This is a genomic window from Helcobacillus massiliensis (genome assembly GCF_033106145.1).
In the GTDB taxonomy this organism is placed as follows: domain Bacteria; phylum Actinomycetota; class Actinomycetes; order Actinomycetales; family Dermabacteraceae; genus Helcobacillus; species Helcobacillus massiliensis.
In genome coordinates this window covers 2,106,782-2,125,388 of record NZ_CP136959.1, presented here as the reverse complement: position 1 = coordinate 2,125,388, position 18,607 = coordinate 2,106,782, and the positions used below count along the sequence as shown (strand labels likewise).

17 protein-coding genes are annotated in these 18,607 nt (G+C 70.2%); 7 read left to right on the top strand and 10 right to left on the bottom strand.

The features are described from left to right. The first annotated feature begins 7 nt into the window (after positions 1-7). Positions 8-667: a TetR/AcrR family transcriptional regulator gene (locus R3I40_RS09730; protein WP_285261857.1), complete on the top strand. Its 660-nt coding sequence runs from the start codon at positions 8-10 to the stop codon at positions 665-667. Positions 668-763: 96 nt separating this feature from the next. On the opposite strand, the gene R3I40_RS09725 is transcribed toward R3I40_RS09730, so the two are convergent. Then, the gene (locus tag R3I40_RS09725) at positions 764-1,372 is read right to left on the bottom strand and encodes a TetR/AcrR family transcriptional regulator (protein WP_285261856.1); all 609 of its coding nucleotides are present in this window, start codon (positions 1,370-1,372) and stop codon (positions 764-766) included. 71 nt (positions 1,373-1,443) lie between these two features. On the opposite strand from R3I40_RS09725, the gene R3I40_RS09720 reads away from it, so the two are divergent. After that, positions 1,444-2,106 (top strand): GAP family protein, encoded by a 663-nt coding sequence (locus tag R3I40_RS09720; RefSeq protein WP_183377005.1) that lies wholly within the window; start codon positions 1,444-1,446, stop codon positions 2,104-2,106. Positions 2,107-2,133: 27 nt separating this feature from the next. Here R3I40_RS09720 and paaZ read toward each other — a convergent pair whose 3' ends face one another. Further along, the gene (paaZ, locus tag R3I40_RS09715; protein WP_285261855.1) at positions 2,134-4,293 is read right to left on the bottom strand and encodes a phenylacetic acid degradation bifunctional protein PaaZ; all 2,160 of its coding nucleotides are present in this window, start codon (positions 4,291-4,293) and stop codon (positions 2,134-2,136) included. 198 nt (positions 4,294-4,491) lie between these two features. Here paaZ and R3I40_RS09710 point away from each other — a divergent pair, with 198 nt between their 5' ends. Next, positions 4,492-4,941 carry a PaaI family thioesterase gene (locus tag R3I40_RS09710; protein WP_285261854.1) on the top strand — a complete coding sequence of 150 codons (450 nt, stop codon included), beginning with the start codon at positions 4,492-4,494 and terminating at the stop codon, positions 4,939-4,941. On the opposite strand, the gene R3I40_RS09705 is transcribed toward R3I40_RS09710, so the two are convergent. The 4 genes from R3I40_RS09705 to R3I40_RS09690 form a co-directional block, all read right to left on the bottom strand. Next, entirely contained in the window at positions 4,938-5,582 is a 645-nt protein-coding gene (locus R3I40_RS09705) for a TetR/AcrR family transcriptional regulator (protein ID WP_183377002.1), read from the bottom strand. The genes R3I40_RS09710 and R3I40_RS09705 overlap by 4 nt on opposite strands. 198 nt (positions 5,583-5,780) lie before the next feature. Then, on the bottom strand, positions 5,781-6,665 hold the full coding sequence (locus tag R3I40_RS09700) for a 3-hydroxyacyl-CoA dehydrogenase family protein (protein WP_285261853.1): 885 nt from the start codon (positions 6,663-6,665) through the stop codon (positions 5,781-5,783). Continuing rightward, positions 6,658-7,470, bottom strand: a complete 813-nt coding sequence (locus R3I40_RS09695) for an enoyl-CoA hydratase/isomerase family protein (RefSeq protein WP_285261852.1) — start codon at positions 7,468-7,470, stop codon at positions 6,658-6,660. The genes R3I40_RS09700 and R3I40_RS09695 overlap by 8 nt, the downstream gene beginning before the upstream one ends. Next, positions 7,467-8,699 (bottom strand): thiolase family protein, encoded by a 1,233-nt coding sequence (locus tag R3I40_RS09690; protein ID WP_285261851.1) that lies wholly within the window; start codon positions 8,697-8,699, stop codon positions 7,467-7,469. Before R3I40_RS09690 ends, R3I40_RS09695 begins: the two co-directional genes overlap by 4 nt. 303 nt (positions 8,700-9,002) lie before the next feature. Here R3I40_RS09690 and R3I40_RS09685 point away from each other — a divergent pair, with 303 nt between their 5' ends. The 4 genes from R3I40_RS09685 to R3I40_RS09670 all read left to right on the top strand — a co-directional run bounded on the left by R3I40_RS09685 (position 9,003) and on the right by R3I40_RS09670 (position 14,771). Continuing rightward, positions 9,003-10,043, top strand: coding sequence for an AraC-like ligand-binding domain-containing protein (locus R3I40_RS09685; protein ID WP_183376998.1), 1,041 nt, complete (start codon positions 9,003-9,005; stop codon positions 10,041-10,043). An 88-nt stretch (positions 10,044-10,131) separates the two neighbouring features. Further along, positions 10,132-12,198 (top strand): primary-amine oxidase, encoded by a 2,067-nt coding sequence (locus tag R3I40_RS09680; protein WP_285261850.1) that lies wholly within the window; start codon positions 10,132-10,134, stop codon positions 12,196-12,198. Then, positions 12,198-13,838, top strand: coding sequence for an APC family permease (locus R3I40_RS09675; RefSeq protein ID WP_285261849.1), 1,641 nt, complete (start codon positions 12,198-12,200; stop codon positions 13,836-13,838). Before R3I40_RS09680 ends, R3I40_RS09675 begins: the two co-directional genes overlap by 1 nt. 399 nt (positions 13,839-14,237) lie before the next feature. Then, positions 14,238-14,771 carry a DUF3817 domain-containing protein gene (locus tag R3I40_RS09670; RefSeq protein WP_221187321.1) on the top strand — a complete coding sequence of 178 codons (534 nt, stop codon included), beginning with the start codon at positions 14,238-14,240 and terminating at the stop codon, positions 14,769-14,771. Positions 14,772-15,269: 498 nt separating this feature from the next. Here the strand turns inward: R3I40_RS09670 and R3I40_RS09665 are convergent, their stop codons facing one another. The 4 genes from R3I40_RS09665 to R3I40_RS09650 form a co-directional block, all read right to left on the bottom strand. Continuing rightward, positions 15,270-16,673 (bottom strand): aldehyde dehydrogenase family protein, encoded by a 1,404-nt coding sequence (locus R3I40_RS09665; protein ID WP_183376995.1) that lies wholly within the window; start codon positions 16,671-16,673, stop codon positions 15,270-15,272. Positions 16,674-16,789: 116 nt separating this feature from the next. Beyond that, positions 16,790-17,119, bottom strand: coding sequence for a hypothetical protein (locus R3I40_RS09660; protein ID WP_239376405.1), 330 nt, complete (start codon positions 17,117-17,119; stop codon positions 16,790-16,792). Positions 17,120-17,158: 39 nt separating this feature from the next. Beyond that, positions 17,159-17,620: a hypothetical protein gene (locus R3I40_RS09655; protein WP_183376993.1), complete on the bottom strand. Its 462-nt coding sequence runs from the start codon at positions 17,618-17,620 to the stop codon at positions 17,159-17,161. 173 nt (positions 17,621-17,793) lie between these two features. Further along, a complete protein-coding gene (locus R3I40_RS09650; RefSeq protein ID WP_285261848.1) occupies positions 17,794-18,567 on the bottom strand; it encodes an enoyl-CoA hydratase/isomerase family protein in 774 nt (257 codons plus the stop codon). Positions 18,568-18,607: the final 40 nt, after the last annotated feature.

Here is an 18,607-nt window from a genome sequence, read left to right as displayed (position 1 = left end):
AAGGCCCATGACTGACACCACCGACCGCGCTGCTCCCGAGCCCGCCACCGCTTCCCGGACGCCGCGCGCGGGTGCCCGCCGGGGCCGTCCGGGCTACGACCAGGACGAGATCGTGCGCGTGGCCACGGACCTGTTCACCCGCCACGGGTACGAGGCCACCAGCATCGGCATGCTCGCCTCGGAGCTCGGGCTCACCAAGTCGGCGATCTACCATCACGTCGCCAGCAAGGAAGCGCTCCTGCGCATCCCCCTCGATCGCGCCCTCCACGCCCTCGAACAGTCCCTCGAAGCCGGTCGGCCGCCCCACGTCCCGGATAACGCAACCGCAGGTCAGCGGGTCGAAGCGGTGGTGCGCGCCACCGCCCTCGCCCTCATCGAAGAACTGCCCAGCGTCACCCTCCTGCTGCGCCTGCGCGGCAACACCCCGTTGGAGCGCGAAGCCATGGAGCGGCGTCGTGCGTTCGACCGTGAGGTCACCGCACTCGTTGAAGCCTGCGCCGCCGATGGGGAGCTGGCCGACGGGATCAACCCGCGCATCGCGACCCGCCTGCTGTTCGGCATGATCAACTCGATCACCGAGTGGTACCGCCCCGGCGGCCCGCTCGACGCCGACGCCGTCGCCGACCTGGTGGTGGCGATGGCGATGCACGGCCTGCGCGGGCGGTAGGGGCGGGCGGGGCCGAGCGCCGATGGTGGGCCCAGGCAGGGGCGAGCGTGCACGGGCGGCCCTGTCGGGTCAGGGTGCGGGCGGGCCCTGCCGCGGTCAGCGTGCGGCCGCAGCCTCGATCTCCCGAACCAGGTCCTCGATGACTTCGCGCAGGGCGCTTCTCATTGTGGCGGCATTCATGTGGCCGGGGAACAGGACCTCCTGCGCGGCGATCCCGTCCAGCGCCCAGTGCAGGCGGTCGGCGAGGATCCGTCGGCGGTCCTCGGGAAGCCGCCCCGACGGGTCCAGCAGCTCCACGCAGATCCTCGCCAGTCGGCCCACCCCGGGCGCCGCGTCTGCCCGGTACTGGGCGTCGGCGCCGTCCAGTGCGGCGAGCTGCGCGTACGCGCGGATGTCCTCACGCCGGGGCTCGTCCAGCGGCAGCAGCGCCTCGCACATCGCGATCACCTGATCGGCGGGCGAGCGGTGCCCAGCGAGGCGAGCGGTACGGACGTGCCCTTCGCTGCGCGCATTGAGGTGGATGCTCGCAAACCGCAGAAGGTCAGTATGCGAGGGGAAGTAGTGCCGCAGCGCCCCGCTGGACACCCCTGTTTCAGCGAGGACGGCGCGCACGCTGGTTCGCTGGATGCCGTCTCGGGCGATGACGCGAATGGTGGCATCGGCGATCTCGGACCGCCGCTGGTCGTGGTCGACGATCTTCGGCATGCCTCTTTTCTAGCACGCCTGTGCTGTATTAGTCTGGCGCTTGTTTCAGCACGATCGTTCTAGGACGGCGTATGATCCTCCCCCTCATCGGCCTTGCCCTCATCGACGCCACCAGCACCGGCACACTCCTCATCCCGCTGCTCTACCTCGCGCGGCCCCGTCCCCGCCTCGCACCGCTGCTCGCCTACCTCGCGGTGATCACCGCGTTCTACTTCCTGGTCGGCATCGCACTGCTGGCGGGCATCTCCATGATCGTGGAGGCCGACGGGATCTGGGACGCCCAACCGGTGCTGTGGGGACAACTGATCGTGGGCATTGCGCTCGCGGCGTGGGGGATCTTCAGCCGGACCCCGGACCCGGAGGCGTCAGCGCGCAAGTGGCGGCGCCGCCTCGATCGGGATCTGCCCGTCCCGGTGATGATGAGTCTCGCCCTGGGGGCAGGGCTGATCGAGGTCGCCAGCATGCTCCCGTACCTGGCGGCGACGGGCATCATCGGCCAGATGGATGTGGGACTGCCGGGCAGGCTTCTGATCCTGGCCGGGTACTGCCTGCTGATGGTTGTCCCGGCGCTCGTTCTTGTCGTGCTGCGCGCACGGCTGGGGCAGCGCGCGGAGGCTCAGCTCGACAGGTTCGCGCAGTGGTTCAGCCGCCAGGCCGATGTCACCCTGCTGTGGATCGCCGCCATCGTCGGGATCTGGCTCGGCGCAGACGCCTGGGTGCGGCTGTTCATGTAGACCGGAGCCCGACGGACCGCACCCGCGTCACCCGCCGAGGGCCTGGGACTCGTCCTTCGCGACCAGGGTGAGGACGTCGTAGGTCGCGACGATCTCCTCGTCCTGGTTGTAGAGGACCGCATCCCACACCACTTCGCCGTAGTCGGCGTCCACGCGGGGTCGGATCTCCTTGGCCGTGAGCATGACCCGCACGGAGTCGCCCTCGGCGACGGGGGTGATGAACCGCAGGTTCTCCAGCCCGTAGTTCGCGAGCACGGGGGAGCGCCCCGGCGCCACGAACAGGCCCGCCGCCCACGACACCAGCAGGTACCCGTGCGCCACGATCCCCGGGAAGAACTCGTTCGCCGCCGCAGCCTCCGGGTTCGTGTGCGCATAGAACACGTCCCCGGTGGACTCGGCGAACTCCGCGATGTCCTCGGCTCGGACCGTGCGCAGGTCGGAGGCGAAGGCATGACCCACACGCAGGGTGTCCAGGGCGCGGCGGAACGGGTGGACGGCGTCGGCCGAGGCGCCGAACTTCTCGCAGCCGGCGATGATCCGACGGGCCCCGGCGTGCCACACGCCCGTGACGGCGGTGAGCTGATCGGGGGATCCCTGGATCGCGGAGCGCTGCATGTAGTGCTTGACCGCGCGGATGCCGCCGAGCTCCTCGCCGCCGCCGGCGCGGCCCGGCCCGCCGTGCGTGAAGTGGGGGAGCGGGGAGCCGTGACCGGTGGAGGTGCGGGCGTCGTCCCGATTGAGCAGGTGGATGCGGCCGTGATGCCCGGCGATGCCGAGCGCGAGCGTGCGCACCGCCTCCGGGTCGTTGGTGCAGACCGTCGCCACGAGGGAGCCGCGGCCGAGCGCCGCAAGCTCCACGGCCTCCTCGAGCGTGTCGTAGGTGAAGAGGGAGGAGACGGGGCCGAACGCCTCAATGGTGTGCGCGGCCTCGCAGCGCGGATCGTCCCAGGCGAGCAGCACGGGCTCCATGAACGCGCCGGTCTGCGCGGCGCCTCCGTCGGCCTCCCCGGCGCGAGCCCCGTCGGCCGCCTCCGCATTGCCGATGACGGCGCGGCCGCCCGCCGTTACCATCGACGCGATGGCGCCGCGCACATCCGCCAACTGCTCGAGCGACGCCAGAGGCCCCATCGTGGTGGCCTCCTCGCGCGGATCCCCCACCACCACGCGGGAGGAGAGCCGGTCCCGCAGCGCCGCCGTGAAGTCCTCCGCCAACGCCGCAGGCACGATGATGCGGCGGATCGCAGTGCACTTCTGGCCGGCCTTCGCCGTCATCTCCGCGAACACCGACTTCACGAACGCCTCGAACTCCGGGGTGTCGGGTGCGGCGTCCGGGCCGAGGATCGCGGCGTTCAGGGAGTCCGCCTCCGCGGTGAACCGCAGCCCGCCGTGCTGGACTGACGGGTGCGAGCGCAGCAGGTCCGCGGTGCTCGCGGAGCCGGTGAACGCGAGCGCGTCACGGTAGTCCAGGTGGTCCTGCAGGGTGCGCGCCGACCCGGAGATCAGCTGGATCGACCCCTCCGGCAGGATCCCTGACTCCACCATCAGCCGCACGCACGCCTCGGTGACGTAGGCCGTCGGCGTCGCCGGCTTCACGATCGACGGCAGGCCCGCGAGGAACGCCGGCGCGAACTTCTCCAGCATGCCCCATACCGGGAAGTTGAATGCGTTGATCTGCGCAGCCACCCCGGGGATGGACGTGAACACGTGCTCGCCGCCGAAGGAGCCGTCCTTCGCGATCGGCTCGAACGGGCCGTCGATCATCACGGTCGAGTTCGGCATCTCCCGCCGCCCCTTCGAACCGTAGGTGAACAGCACGCCGATGCCGCCGTCGATGTCCACGAAGTTGTCCCGCTTCGTTGCGCCTGTGGCGGCGGCCAGCTCGTACAGGCCCTGTTTGCGGTCGGTGAGGAACAGCGCGAGGTGCTTCAGCGCGAGCGCCCGCTCATGGAACGTCATCGCCTGGATGCCGGCGCGGCCCGTGGTGCGCGCGTACTCGACCACGGCGGCGAGGTCGAGGCCGTCGGTCGAGACCCGGCGGATCAGGTGCCCGGTGGAGGCGTCGTGGACGTCAGCGGCCGACGGATCCTGCACGCCGGCATCGGAGGGCGTCCACCAGCGGCCCTGCACGTAGGAGGGGACGATCGGTGCGGTGTCCGGGCGGCCGGGGGCGTCAGCGGTGGCGGTCATCGGCAGTGGTCCTTTCCATGGCGGCGCGAACCGGGCGCAATCCTGAACGCTCGGTCAGTATTGTGTACTCTAACGGAAAGTGACCCAGCGCACGAGGGGTTCCGGCGGGCGCCCCGCGCCCGTCGGCGCTGCCCGGCAGCCGTCGGTCCCGCTCACCCGCAAGCCAGCCAGCCCCGCCCGCCCCCAAGGAGACTCCGCATGACCGAGCCCGACGCCCCCACCCACCAGCCGTGGCGCATCACCCTCGGCGAACTCGACCGCGCCATGGGGGTGCAGGTGCGCGAACAGTCCGCCGAGAAGGTCGTGCTGACGATGCCGGTGGAAGGGAACCGGCAGTCGTTCGGGTCGCTGCACGGCGGCGCCAGCATCGCCGTCGCCGAAGCCGCCGGGTCCTGGGCCGCGAACATCTACGCCTCCACGATGGGCCGCAGCGCGGTCGGCATCGAAGTCTCCGCCAGTCACCACCGCGCGTTCGCCGACGGCACCCTCATCGTCACCGCCACGCCGATCCGGCTCGGCCGCACCCTCACCACCCACAGCGTCGACGTGGTGCATGAGGAAACCGGGAAGCTCGTGGCGAGCGTGCGGATCACCAACGCCGTGCTCGGCCGCCCCATCCCCGACAGCGCCTGCGGGCAGGACGACTAAACGCCGGAGTCCCGCCCACTGAGGGCCTCGATGACGCGGTCGGCGGTCTCCTGCACCATCGGCGCGAGCGCCTCCACCAGCTCCTCATGGCTCATCTCCACCAGCGGCGGCGCCTTGAGGATGCTGCGCGACACCGCCACACCGAGCAGGTGCGCTCCCGCGAGCGTGATCTGCCGCGCGGGCTCCGAATCGATCCCGATCTCCGTGTGCGGAGCGAGCCGCGCCACGATCACCTCGTTGATGAGGTCCGCACCGTGATCGGTGGTCATCGCTGAGCGCACCATGCTCATCAGGATCGGGGACGTGTCCTCGTCCTCCCACAGTCGCAGGTAGGCGTCGACCGCTCGCGCGCCGATGCCGTCCTGCGGGCCGGCGATCGCGGCCATGAGGCGGTCCGTGATGAGGGCGCGGTCCTCCATGGCGGCGTTGAACAGGTCCTGCTTCGAGCCGAAGAAGTGCCTGATCAGGCCCGGATCCACCTGGGCCTGCGACGCAATCGCGCGCAGGGAGGCGCCGTCGTAGCCGTGGTCAGCGAACTGGTCGCGCGCGGCATCGAGGAGGGCTTCACGGGTGCCGCTGTGGCCGGCGCGTCGACCGCGGTGCGAGACGGGCTGGGCGGGCGGACGCGGCTGGGAGGGCATGCGTCCACAATAGCGACGACGACTCGGCATCGACGGGCGTATACGGGCGAGCCGTTGCGTTGACGGCGGTGGTGTGCCCGTATGCGCCCATGCTTGCGCAGGCGGGCCGACGGGTTCAGGCGTCGCCGAGGTGCTGCGCGGCGCGTTCGCGCTCATTGCGGTCGACGATCTCCTGGGCGGCGCGGTCATCGGCGGCCGTCACTGCGGCCAGTCGAAGAATCCCTTCCCAGTCTTCCGGCCGAGCTCACCGCGGGCAACCTTGTCGCGCAGGATCTGCGGCGGCGCGAACCGCTCACCGAGCTCCCGGTGCAGGTACGCCGCGATGCCGAGGCGCACATCCAACCCCACGATGTCCGTGGTGCGCAGCGGACCCGTCGGATGCCGATACCCCAGCTCCATCGCGAGGTCAACGTCCTCCGCCGACGCAACCCCCTCCTCCACCATCCGCATCGCCTCCAGCGCGATCGCCACACCGAGACGGGAGGACGCGAAACCAGGCGCATCGCGGACCACCACGGGCGTCTTGCCGAGCGCCTCCGCCCAGCCGCGCGCCGCCTGGGCCGTCGACTCGTCCGTCCGCTCCCCGAGCACCACCTCGATCAGAGTGGACGCGGGCACCGGATTGAAGAAGTGCAGCCCGAGGAAACGGGCCGGCTCCTCCAGATGCTCGGCGAGTCGGTCCACGCTGAGGCTCGAGGTGTTCGTGGCGAGGACCGCGCCCGCCGGCAGCACGGCCCGCACGGACTGCAGGGTCCGCACCTTCAGATCCCAGTCCTCCGGCACCGCCTCCACCACGAGCTCGCGGTCCTCCAGGGCGCCGACGGATGCCGCCGCCGTGAGCCGCCTCGCGCAGTCGGCGGCGTCCACGTCCTGGCCGCGGTCGATGGACTTCTGGACGGAGGCGAGGATGCGCTCGCGGGCGGCGTCGGCCCGGTCCTGGTCGGTGTCCGTGACGGTGACGTCGCAGCCGGAGGTGAGGAATGCGTGGGCGATGCCGGCGCCCATGCGGCCGCCGCCGACCACGCCGACGCGGTGGGGGAGGGCGGCGGTGTCGGTGGGGCCGACGGGGGCGGGGTCAGTCATGGGGCTTCTCCTTCGTCGTGTCCGCCTCGGCGGCGCGCTGCTTCTCGGCGCGGCGGGCCTCGCGCTTGGCGAGGAACGCATCCATCCGCTCGAACTTCGCATCGGATTCGAACAGGGTCGCCTGCGCGAGCGTGTCCACCAGCGGGTGCGCCGCGGCCGGCGCATGGAACACGGCCTTGGTGAGGCGCAGGGCGAGCGGGTCGCTGCGGAGGATCCGGTCGGCGAGGTCGTGCGCCGCCGCCATCAGGTCATCCGGTTCGTGCAGAGAGGAGACGAGGCGGACGGCGAGGCATTCGTCGGCCGTGAGCTTCCGCCCGGCCAGCAGGATCTCCTTCGCGAGCGGTTCCCCCACGAGCTCCTTCAGGCGCCAGGTGGCGCCGGCGGCGGCCATGATGCCGAGCCCGGTCTCCGGGTTCCCCATCACGAGGGAGGGGGTGCCGATGCGGAGATCGGCGGCGAATGCGAGTTCGGCGCCGCCGCCGAGGGCGTAGCCGTCGAGCGCGGCGATCACCGGCAGCGGCAGACGCGCGATCCGGTCGAAGATCGTGGAGTTGATGCCGGCGAGGGCATCGTCCCGGCGGCGTTCTCGCAGCTGCGCGATGTCCGCCCCGGAGGCGAACACACCGCCGTCGCCGGTGAGGATCAGCACCTTCGGCTGAGCCTCCAGGTAGGCGCAGACGGCGTGCAGCTCACTGACCATCTGCTGGTCGATCGCGTTGCGGGTCGCGGGGTGGGAGAGCGTGGCGGTGAGGCGGTCGTCGCGCTCGTCGATGCGGAGGCGTTCGAAACCGGCGAAGGTGCTCATGCGCGCGCCTCCTCGGGCAGCTCCAGCAGCATCGCCGTTCCCTGACCCACACCCACGCACATGGTCGCGAGGCCGCAGCGGGCCCCGTCGGCCTCCATCCGGTGCAGCAGGGTCAGCACGATCCGCGACCCGGACGACCCCAGCGGATGCCCCAGCGCGATCGCGCCGCCGCGGGTGTTCACGATGGACTCGTCCAGGCCGAGCCGACGGATGCAGGCCAGCGCCTGGGTCGCGAACGCTTCGTTGAGCTCCACCGCCCCCAGGTCGCCGATCCGCCACCCCGCGCGGTCGAGCGCCTTCCGGGTGGCGGGCACCGGGCCCAGCCCCATCACTTCGGGTTCGAGGCCGACGGCGGCCGACCCTGCGATCCGCGCCCGCGCCGTCAGGCCGTGCTCCCGGATCGCGGCAGCGGAGGCGACGATCACGGCGCTCGCCCCGTCGTTCAGCGACGACGAGTTCCCCGCGGTCACCACGCCGCCCGGCTTCACCACGGGCCGCAGACCAGCAAGGACCTCCGGTGTGGAGCCCTCACGGGGGCCCTCGTCATCGCTCACGGTGGTGACCGCGCCCTTGCGGCCCGTCACCTCCACGGGAACGATCTCGTCGCGGAACGACCCGCCCCTGATGGCGGCGAGCGCGCGCTCATGGGAGCGGGCAGCGAACGCGTCGGCGTCCTCGCGGCTGATGCCCTCGCGCTCAGCGACCTCCTCCGCCGTCTGCGGCATCGAGAACGTCATCCGGTCCTCGCGAGAGAGGTCCCCGCCGGGCGCGAAGCGCGGGTTCACGAAGCGCCACCCGATGGCGGTGTCGACCACCTCGCCGGGCTTGGCGAACGCTGCGGTCGGCTTCGCCATCACCCACGGGGCGCGGCTCATCGACTCCACCCCGCCGGCGATGACGATGTCCGCATCCCCGCAGCGGACCATGCGCGCGGCCTGCTCGATCGCGGTCATCCCGGAGGCGCACAGGCGGTTCACGGTCGAGGCGGGCGTGGAGATCGGATAGTCGTTCAGCAGCCACGCCATGCGCGCTACGTTCCGGTTCTCCTCCCCGGCGCCGTTGGCGTTGCCGAGGATCACCTCGTCCACTGCGGCAGGGTCGATGCCGGTGCGCTCCACGGCGGCGCGGATCGCGAGGGCGGCGAGGTCGTCCGGGCGGACGCCGGACAGGGCGCCGCCGTAGCGGCCCACGGGGGTGCGGGCGCCGCCCACGATGAATGCGTCGGTCACTTCTCCTCGCCTTCTGGCCGGGCATCGGGGCCGGCCGGTTGCGCCAGTGCAGGGGTCGAACGGATTCCTGAACGATCGTTCAGCCAGAGTGGCATGAGATCGGGGGCGCCGCAACGGAAACGCTGGAATCCGTCGGCCCCGAGGTCGGCGCTTCGCCCCGGCGGGATGGTGTGGCCGGGCGTGAGCGGCCGGGCAGGGGCGCGCGGGAGCGGAGGTTGCGACTTCGCAACACTGCCCCGCCTGCTGTGCACCGCTGTGGTAGACCTGGGGCAACCAGCAGCGTCGCGAAAGGTGGGTGAAGAGGTGCAGCCGTTCGACTTCCCCGCCATCGGCGGGCCCGCCATGACCCGCGAGCAGTGGGAAGCGGGCTGCGCGGACCTGTTCGCCCCGCTCGAGATCCGCCCCCGCACGCGGGCCGACGGAGACCGCACCCGGGACGGGGCCGACGCAGACCGCGCCACCACCGGGCCCGCCAGCGTCGAGCCTGCCCCGGACTTCGAGGCCCGCAGCATCGCCAAGAGCGCCGGCACCGTCCACATCGTCCGGATCGAACAGAGCCCCGCCGACGTGCTGCGCACCCCCGAGATGATCGCCGTGCGCGGCAGCGACCTCATCAAAGTGTCCCTGCAGGTCGACGGCGACTGCACCGTGGAACAGGGCGGCCGCACCGCCGAACTGCGCCCCGGCGACATCGCGATCTACGACGCCTCCCGCCCCTACGCCCTGCGCTCCGAAACCGGGATGCACACCATCGTCCTCGCCTTCCCGTACCAGCGGCTCGGCATCCCCCGCGACGAACTCTCCCGCGTCACCGCGGTCGTGTTCCCGTTCGACTCCCCGCTCGGCGCCGTGGTCAATCCGTTCCTCGCGGGCCTCGCCCGCTCCATGGTGCAGATGGCCGATGACGACATCGAACGCCTCGCCCAGACCGCCATCGACCTGCTCGTCACCGTGCTGTCCGCGGAGCTGCGCCGCAGCCTGGGCGATGACCCGCGCCGGCAGCTGCTGCACGAGGTGCTGGAGACGATCGAGCGACGCCTGTCCGATCCGGAGCTGTCCCCGTCGGCCGTGGCGGAGGAGCACTTCATCTCCACCCGCCACCTGCACGCCCTCTTCTCCGAACGCGGCATCACCGTGGCCGGATGGATGCGGCACCGGCGCCTGGAGCGGATCCGCCGCGACCTCGCCGACCCGCTGCACACCTCGACGCCGGTGGCGCGGCTCGCGGCCCGGCACGGCCTGCTGAACGCCGCGCACTTCTCCCGCATGTTCCGCGCCGAGTTCGGCGTGACCCCGTCGGCCTACCGCGCCTCCGCGCAGCGCGCCGACGAGGTCAGCGTGTGACCGCAACCACAGTTCACGCAAACGCAAGAGACTGAACGGGCGTTCAGATAATGTGACGGGGCCCATAGTGCTCAAGGAGGAGATGGCAATGAAGCCAGATGCAACCCACACGCACGGAGCCCGCGACAGCCACGGCACCGAGACCCCCACCCATCCCCTGGACCGCCTCACTCCCGACGAGATCACGCGCGTGCGCGACCTCCTCGATCAGGCCGGCCACCTCCAGGAGGACACGCGCTTCGCACAGCAGATCCAGGTGGAGCCGCCGAAGGCGAAGATGCTCGAATGGAAGGCGGGCGAGCCGCTGATGCGCCGCGTCGTCTCCACCCTGCTGGACCGCGACACCGGCCGCGTCCGCGAAGCCGTCGTGGACCTCGACTCCGATGAGGTCGTCTCCGTCGACACCCTCCCCACCGACCAGGCGCCCTACGGCCAGCCGCAGTACCTGTTCGAGGAGTACGAGGACGTCGACCAGATCGTCAAGGCCGACGAGCGCTGGCGGGATGCGATGACCAAGCGCGGCTTCGATGAGGCCGACATGGAGCGCGCCCTCGTGGTCCCGCTCGCCCCCGGCCAGTTCGGTGAGCCCGACGAGGTCGGCAAGCGCATGATGCGCTCCCTCACCTTCTGCCCACCGGAGGGCCGACGGAACCCGTGGTCCTACCCGGTCGAGGGCCTTGTGGTGCTGCTGAACGTCACCGAGCGCAAAGTCGTGAAGTTCTGGGACGAGGGCATCAAACCCCTCCCGGACGTGGACGGCGACTACGACCATGAGGCCTCCGGTGAGCGCCGCACCACCCTGAAGCCGCTGGAGATCACCCAGCCTGAAGGCCCCAGCTTCGCTGTGGAGGGCTCCCACGTGCGGTGGGAGAACTGGGACTTCCGCGTGGGCTTCTCCATGCGCGAAGGCCTCGTGCTCAACCAGCTGACCTGGCGCGATGATGACAACGGCGGCGAGGTCCGTCCCGTTCTGCACCGCGCCTCCGTGCCCGAGATGGTGGTGCCCTACGGCGACACGTCCGAGTGCCGCCGCTGGATCTCCTACTTCGACGCCGGCGAGTACCACCTCGGCAAGAACGCGAACTCGCTGGAGATCGGCTGCGACTGCCTCGGAGTCATCCACTACTTCGACGGCCATGTCGCCGCCGACACCGGCGAGCCGATGTCCATCCCGCGCGTGATCTGCATGCATGAGGAGGACTACGGGGTGCTGTGGAAGCACCGCGAACTGGACGGTGAGACCCAGCATTCGCGGCGGTCCCGTCGGCTGGTCATCTCCTACTTCGCGACCGTGGGCAACTACGACTACGGCTTCTTCTGGTACCTGTACCTCGACGGCACCATCCAGCTGGAGACCAAGGCGACCGGCCTGGTGTTCGCCGGTGCGAACGAACCGGGCCTGGATCTGCCGCACGCCACCGAGATGGCGCCCGGGCTGTACGCGCCCGTGCATCAGCACATCTTCTGCGCCCGCCTCGACTTCGACCTCGACGGCACCGACAACTTCGTCGAAGAGGTCGACATCAAGCGCATGCCGATGGGCGAGGGCAACGTATGGGGCAACGCCTTCACCTGGACCGAGAACCGCATCACCGAAGCCGGCGGCTACCTCGGCGACAACACCGTGGGCCGCTCCTGGAAGATCGGCTCCAATCAGCGGAAGAACGCCGTCGGCAAGCCCACCAAGTACCACCTGATCCCGGAGGCCCGCACCACGCTGCTGAACGCGGACGAGTCCACGGTCGCCGCCCGCGCATCGTTCGCAACGAAGCACCTGTGGGTGACGGAGTACAAGGACGGCGAACTGTTCCCCGCCGGCATGTACCCCAACCAGCACACCGGCGGCGGCCTGCCCGAGTTCGTGAAGGATTCCGGGCCCGTGGACAGCGGCGACATCGTGGTGTGGCACTCCTTCGGCCTCACGCACCTGCCGCGTCCGGAGGACTGGCCGATCATGCCGGTGGACTACTCGAGCATGTGGCTGAAGCCCTCCGGCTTCCTCGACCGCAACCCCACGCTCAACCTCCCCGGCGGCTCCTCGGACGCCCCCTCCTGCTGCGACACGAACGTGTCCCGCACGGACGGGAAGCCGTCGGAGGGCGGTGCCGACGGTTCCTGCCAGTGCGGCTGCTCCACCTCTGAGAGCGGGGCGTGATGTCCCAGGCGACCGCCCGCCAGGGCGGTGCCGGCACCGGGTCGCACGGCAGCGCACCCGTCGGGCGCGCATCCGTCGGCCGGGACGCCGACGGGCGCCGCACCCATGACGACGACACCCTCGGCGTGCCCGGTGCGGGCCGTCTCGGGGTGGCGTCCCTGGTGTTCCTCATCATCGCCGCGTCCGCACCGCTGACGGTGCTGGCCGGCGGTGTCCCCACCAGCTTCGCCGTCGCCGGAATCCTCGGCGTGCCCCTCGGGTACGTGCTGCTCGGCGCGATCCTGGCACTGTTCGCCGTCGGCTACGGCGCGATGAGCGCCCAGATCCGCAACGCCGGCGCGTTCTACGCCTACATCGCGGCGGGGCTCGGAGTGCGGCAGGGCATCGGCGCGTCCGTGCTGGCGCTCGTGTCCTACAACCTGATGCAGATCGGGCTGTACGGCATCACCGGGTTCGTGGTCTCGAGCTTCCTCGGGGCGATGGTCGGGGCGGCGCTGCCGTGGTGGGCGTGCGCCCTCGCAGTGTGGGCGCTGGTGGGTCTGCTCGGCATCAACCGCATCGACCTGTCCGCGAAGATCATCGCGGTGCTGGTGGTGCTGGAGTTCATCGTGGTGCTGCTGGTGGACATCGTGTCCTTCACGGTGGCGCCCGAAGGGGTGAGCGCGGCCCCGATCTCACCGGATCAGCTGTTCATCCCCGGCATCGGCGCGGTCCTCTCCTTCGGCATTGCCGCCTTCATGGGGTTCGAATCCGGGGCCGTGTACTCCGAGGAGGTGCGGGAACCGCAGCGGTCCGTTGCGAAGGCGACGTTCATCGCGGTGTCGATCATCGCGCTGTTCTACGCGTTCTCCTCGTGGGCGCTCGCGGTGGGCATCGGGCCGTCCCAGATCGTCCCGCGGTCAGAGGAGCTCGGGCCCGATCTCGTGTTCGTGTTCCTCGGGGAGCAGATGCCGGCGGTCTTCACCGACATCGCGAACGTTCTGTTCATCACGAGCCTGCTCGCGGCACTGCTGGCGTTCCACAATGCCGCGGCGCGGTACTTCTTCTCGCTGGGCCGCACCGGTGTTCTGCCGCGGTTCTTCGAGAACACCTCGCACCGCACGGGTGCGCCGATCGCGGGGTCCGCAGCGCAGAGCGTGCTCGCGCTCATCGTGATCCTGGTGTTCGGGGTGGTGGGGGCGAACGCCCCGGAGGGGCCGCTGTTCCCGGTGGTCACCCTGTTCACGTGGTTCTGCAACGCAGCCGCGTTCGGCCTCGTGTTCCTGATGGCGATCACCAGTTTCGCCGTCATCGGGTTCTTCGTGAAGCGCGGGCGCGGCGAGGGTGTGCACACGGCCGCGGATCATGACGGGGCGCCCCGCGACACCGAGGCGCTCCGCGGCACCGCGGTGCCGGGCGTGTTCACCCGCCTGGTGGCGCCGCTGGTGGCCGGCATCGGCCTGGTGGTGGTGTTCGTGCTGATCCTGATCAACTTCGATCTGCTGATCGGCACGGGCTCGCCCGTGCTCATCACGGTGATGCCCGGCATCATCATCGCTGCGGGCATCATCGGTCTGATCCGCGGGGAGTACCTGAAGCGGGTGCGGCCGGAGGTGTTCCGCCGCGCCGCCGTGGAGCTGGACGAACCGCCCGTGGACTGACGGACGGGCGCACCGGCGCTGGGGCGCCCGGCTCGGCGCCTCCGGCACCCGTCGGTCACTTGGCCGGCACCCGTCGGCCCGCGCCCCCTATCAACGAAGCCTCCCGGCCCTCCCCTTCATCGGGGCGGGCGGGAGGCTTCGTTCATGCGCGAGCACGGGCGGCTCACTGGTGTCTGCGCTTCGTGCGCGTGGTGGCGCAGCTCAGCGGCGGGCCTGGGTGGGCCACGCGGTTGCCCACCAGGCTAGCGCTGATCCGACACCAGTCGAACCTGCCCGGCCCGGCCGCCGGCCCGTCGACGTGACGCGTGAGACGTGCCCCATCAATCGTTCGGTCGATGCCGAACGCAGGTCGGGCCGTGATGATGGAATGGTTGCCCGCCGTCTTTCGTCAGGAGAACCATGAGCACCTCGTCCAGCCGCCCCGCACAGTCGACCCCCGTGAGCCGCGGCATCAGCCCCCGGTCGCTGTACCGCGTCGTCGCCACCCTCGAGATGGTGACGTGGGCGCTGCTGATCCTCGGCATGATCGCGAAGTACGCCCTGCACATGGGCGACCTGCCCGTCCGCATCGGCGGCAGCATCCACGGCTTCGTGTTCCTCGCCTACTGCGTCTCCACAGTGCTCGTGTGGACGGACCAGCGCTGGCCCGCCGCCAAGGGCATCCTCGGCCTCGTCCTCGCCATCGTCCCGTTCGCGACCCTGCCGTTCGAGAAGCACGTGGACGCGAAGGGCCTGCTCGCGGATCAGTGGCGCGTTGCGCGGCACGGGGAGGAGCCGGCGGCCGCGCAGGAGCGTGCCTCTGGCCCGGCCGAGAAGCTGCTCGCCGTGATCCTGCGCCACCCGGTGCTCGCCGCCATCGTGCTGCTCGTGTTCATCTCCGGTCTGTTCGCCGTGCTGCTGCAGGCCGGCCCGCCGACCGAATGGGGCAAGTGAGCCGCTGACCGGCGCCCGGGCACTGGCCCCGGCGGTCTCGGCCCGTCCGCGGCGGTCTCAGCCCGACCCTGCCCGCCACAGAATTCGACGGATGCTCGTTATTCCCAGCGAATAGCGAACATCCGTCGAACTCTGTTGTGGCGGCCGCCGCCTGGCGGCTGGAGGAGGGGCCAGGCGGCTGGAGAAGGGGCCAGGTGGCTGGAGGAGGGGCCAGGTGGCTGTCGGTCGGACGCAAGCGGCCGTTGTCCCGGGGCCGTCCGGAGGCAGAGGCCCGGCGGCTGAATCGAGGGTGACTTTTTTGCGTATCGACCGCGGTCATACTGCAAAAAAGTCGCTTTCGATGTCGCCTCGTCGCGCGCCCGATGCCGCCGCCTCGCCGCGCGGGCAGAACGAAAGCGCCTCCTCGGCGGGTGATCCCTGAGACCCGCGGAGAAGACGCTTCCGTCGATGAGAGGCGGCCACGATGCCCGGTGCCGGGCGGCCCGGCGGCCGCTGGGGTCAGCTGTGGATCACCTGCGGAACGGTGAACGCCTTCAGGCCCTCCACGCCGAACTCCACGCCGTAACCGGACTGCTTGATGCCGCCGAACGGCGCCATCGGGTTGATCGTGCCGTGGGAGTTGATCCACACGGTGCCCGCCTCGATGCGGGCCGCCACCTCAGCGGCCTTCGCGGGGTCCTTCGACCACACGGATGCGCCGAGGCCGACCTCCACACTGTTCGCCTGCTCAATCGCATCGTCCACGTCGCTGTACTTGATGATCGGCAGGGCCGGGCCGAACTGCTCCTCGGTGATGAGGCGCGCGTCGGCAGGCAGGGAGTCGATGAGGGTGAGCGGGTGGAAGAAGCCCTTATCGCCTCCGGCGACCTCGCCTTCGAACAGCACGTTGCCGCCGCGGTTCTTCGCGTCATTCACGAGGTCCGCCACGATCTTCTGCTGCGACTCGTTGGTGAGCGGGCCCAGCACGTTCTTCTCGTCCATGCCGTCACCCATCGGCATCTGCTTCGCGACCTCGACGAGAGCGCCGACGACGTCGTCGTACACGTCCTCGTGGACGTACAGGCGCTTCAGGCAGGCGCAGGTCTGGCCGGTGTTGATGAACGCGCCCCAGAACAGGCCTTCGGCGATCTCCTTGCCGTCTACGTCCGGGAGCACGATGCCGGCGTCATTGCCGCCGAGCTCCAGGGTGAGACGGGCGAGGTTCTGCGACGCGGCCTCGGCGATCTTCTTGCCGGTCTCGGTGGAACCGGTGAAGGTGATCTTCGCGAAACCGGGGTGGGCGGAGATCGCACCGCCGAGAGAACCGGGACCGGTCAGCACGGTCAGCAGGCCCTCCGGCAGGTGCTTGTTGACGAGGTAGGCGGTGGCGAGCACGGACAGCGGCGTGTCACTGGCCGGCTTCATCACGATGGAGTTGCCCATGCGCAGCGCGGGAGCGAACTGCCAGGTGGCGATCATCGCGGGCCAGTTCCACGGGTTGACGCCGCCCACAACGCCGACGGGGCGGTGGTGGACGGTGGCCTTCTTGCCGTCGCCGAGGTCGATCTCCTCGGGCTTCAGCTCGGTGGCGCAGGTGGCGCGCATCCAGCCCACCACGGCGCCCGCTTCGAAGTTCGCTCCCGGGCCGGACAGGGGCTTGCCCTGCTCGCGGCAGATGATCTCGGCGAGGGCGCCGGCGTTCTGCTCGACCTCGTCGGCGGCCTTCATCAGGGCGGCGACGCGCTCCTCATCGGACTTCTTCGCCCATTCCTTCTGCGCGGCGGCGGCCTTCTCGACAGCGGCGTCGAGATCCTTCTCGGTGTGCTGGGCGACGTGCCCGATCAGTTCACCGGTGGCGGGGTTCAGGACTTCGCGGCCGGAATCGGCGGCGACGGCGGCGAGAAGGGACTCGAAGGTCTCCATGGGGTTCTCCTCATTTCGTCATTGAACGGGTGCCCACCATGGTGACAGAGGTCACGTGGTGGCGGGGTGCGTCTGCGTGCACGGGCCTATTGCACGAGCGCGCACATCACGGCTGATCATCGTGCGAGCCGGAGAGCATCGCTGATGTCCAGCGAGACCTGAGCGGCGACGACCTCGATCACCGACCGGTCATGGTGTGGATCTCCGACGAGCTCGGCCATGCCTGCGTAGTGGATCGTTGCACTGCCGTCCAGGGCTGAGACGGTCTGCTCCCACTGTTCGACCTTGTCGGTGTCGCATATGTGGACCAGAGTGATGACGGGTGGGGTGCTTGTGTCTCGAGTAGGCGCGGTCGACTGGCTGCGCAGCGACATCCTGAAACCGCCCACCCCGCCTTCACCTGGGGCGAGAGCGGTGAAGTCTGCCAAAAGCGCGATGCCCGTCATAAACATTGGACGTCTCCTCCGGGGTAGTTGGTGGGCCGATCAGCAGGAGAGCGTCGACGTGTGTCCTTCGGATAGCGCGGCCGGTTGGGCTGAGTTCCTGCTGGAGCGTTCCCCGGTGCTTCTGAATGCACCTTTGTCCTGGACCATGACCATCCAGTAGTAGGTGGTCGGGCATTGAGACCGAACAAAGCGCTGGCACATGGAGTTGCCGGAATTGATCCAGGCCACGTTCTTGATGAGCCAGTTCCTTCGATTCTCGCATTTCTGTGCAGTGGTGATCTTCGCGTAATCATAGGGCAGCCATGCTGTCTGGATCACGGTGTTGGATGCGCTCGTGACCTGTTCGGGGCTCCGTGCTTCGCTCGCAAATGCCGCCGAAGGTGAAGGGGTCAGAAGTGTGGCGAAGAGAAGGGCTGCAGTGAGCCATCCAATCGGACGACGCTGCCGGGCTCGGCGGCCAGTCGTGGCCGGGGTGGCGAGAAGGGACTCGAAGGTCTCCATGGGGTTCTCCTCATTTCGTCATTGAACGGGTGCCCACTATGGTGACAGAGGTCACGTGGCGGCGGGGTGCGTCTGCGTGCACGGGCCTATTGCACGAGCGCGCACATCACGGCCGGTCGGCGTGCGCACGAGGGGCGGCGCGGGGTGCGCCGGCGACCCGGTCGAGCAGGCCGTCACCGACCACCGGTGAAGCGGGGCTGCCGCTTCTGCTGGAACGCGGCGAAGCCCTCCCGGTAGTCGTCGGTGTCGCAGAGGTCCGCCTGGGCGCGGTTCTCCAGCTCGAGCACGTCCCAGAATCCGAGGCGCTCATCGCGGATCCGCGCGAGGAGGCGCTTCGAGGCGAGGAAGGCCCCCGTCGGCCCGCTCGCCGCCGCCCGTGCCCGTTCCCGCGTGAAGTCGAGGAGGTCGGCCGACGGGACCGCGCGTGAGAACAGGCCCGCCTGCACGGCGTCGGCGCCGGTGATGAGGTCGCCGGTGATGATGAGGTCCATGGCGCGGTGCGTGCCGAGGCGTTCGGCGAGCAGCCAGTGGCCGCCGGAATCGAGGGTGGCGCCGAGGTTCTTGAACGGTGAGCCGAGCTTCGCATCCTTCGCCGTGTAGACGACGTCGCAGGCGAGCGCGAGGCCGAGCCCCACCCCGAGGCAGGCGCCGTGCACCGCCGCGAACGTGGGGATGGGGAGGTCGGCGAGGGCGCGCATCGCGTCGGTGACGGGGCCGCCGAGGAAGCCGATCACGTCATCCTCCCTGGGGTCCACGCCCGCGATGTCGCGGCCGGCGCAGAATCCCTTGCCTTCTCCGCGCAGGAGGAGCGCGCGGGCCCCGTCGGCCTCCGCCCGGCCGACGGATTCCACCAACTCGTGCAGGGCCTCGGCGTCGACGGCGTTGAGCCTCTGCGGGGCGTCCAGGACGATCTCGGCGAGGCCGTCAGTGCAGGTGGAGTGGATCATCGGCAGGCCTTTCGGGTCAGAGCGCGGGCGCGGGGCGGTG

Excerpts from the sequence above, each read along its gene's own strand:
- R3I40_RS09725 (WP_285261856.1), bottom strand. The coding sequence starts at position 1,372 with ATGCCGAAGATCGTCGACCACGACCAGCGGCGGTCCGAGATCGCCGAT.
- R3I40_RS09720 (WP_183377005.1), top strand. The coding sequence starts at position 1,444 with ATGATCCTCCCCCTCATCGGCCTTGCCCTCATCGACGCCACCAGCACC.
- R3I40_RS09710 (WP_285261854.1), top strand. The coding sequence starts at position 4,492 with ATGACCGAGCCCGACGCCCCCACCCACCAGCCGTGGCGCATCACCCTC.
- R3I40_RS09660 (WP_239376405.1), bottom strand. The coding sequence starts at position 17,119 with ATGACGGGCATCGCGCTTTTGGCAGACTTCACCGCTCTCGCCCCAGGT.
- R3I40_RS09680 (WP_285261850.1), top strand. The coding sequence starts at position 10,132 with ATGAAGCCAGATGCAACCCACACGCACGGAGCCCGCGACAGCCACGGC.
- R3I40_RS09695 (WP_285261852.1), bottom strand. The coding sequence starts at position 7,470 with ATGAGCACCTTCGCCGGTTTCGAACGCCTCCGCATCGACGAGCGCGAC.
- R3I40_RS09730 (WP_285261857.1), top strand. The coding sequence starts at position 8 with ATGACTGACACCACCGACCGCGCTGCTCCCGAGCCCGCCACCGCTTCC.
- R3I40_RS09650 (WP_285261848.1), bottom strand. The coding sequence starts at position 18,567 with ATGATCCACTCCACCTGCACTGACGGCCTCGCCGAGATCGTCCTGGAC.
- R3I40_RS09705 (WP_183377002.1), bottom strand. The coding sequence starts at position 5,582 with ATGCCCTCCCAGCCGCGTCCGCCCGCCCAGCCCGTCTCGCACCGCGGT.
- R3I40_RS09655 (WP_183376993.1), bottom strand. The coding sequence starts at position 17,620 with ATGGAGACCTTCGAGTCCCTTCTCGCCACCCCGGCCACGACTGGCCGC.
- paaZ (WP_285261855.1), bottom strand. The coding sequence starts at position 4,293 with ATGACCGCCACCGCTGACGCCCCCGGCCGCCCGGACACCGCACCGATC.
- R3I40_RS09665 (WP_183376995.1), bottom strand. The coding sequence starts at position 16,673 with ATGGAGACCTTCGAGTCCCTTCTCGCCGCCGTCGCCGCCGATTCCGGC.
- R3I40_RS09670 (WP_221187321.1), top strand. The coding sequence starts at position 14,238 with ATGAGCACCTCGTCCAGCCGCCCCGCACAGTCGACCCCCGTGAGCCGC.
- R3I40_RS09700 (WP_285261853.1), bottom strand. The coding sequence starts at position 6,665 with ATGACTGACCCCGCCCCCGTCGGCCCCACCGACACCGCCGCCCTCCCC.
- R3I40_RS09675 (WP_285261849.1), top strand. The coding sequence starts at position 12,198 with ATGTCCCAGGCGACCGCCCGCCAGGGCGGTGCCGGCACCGGGTCGCAC.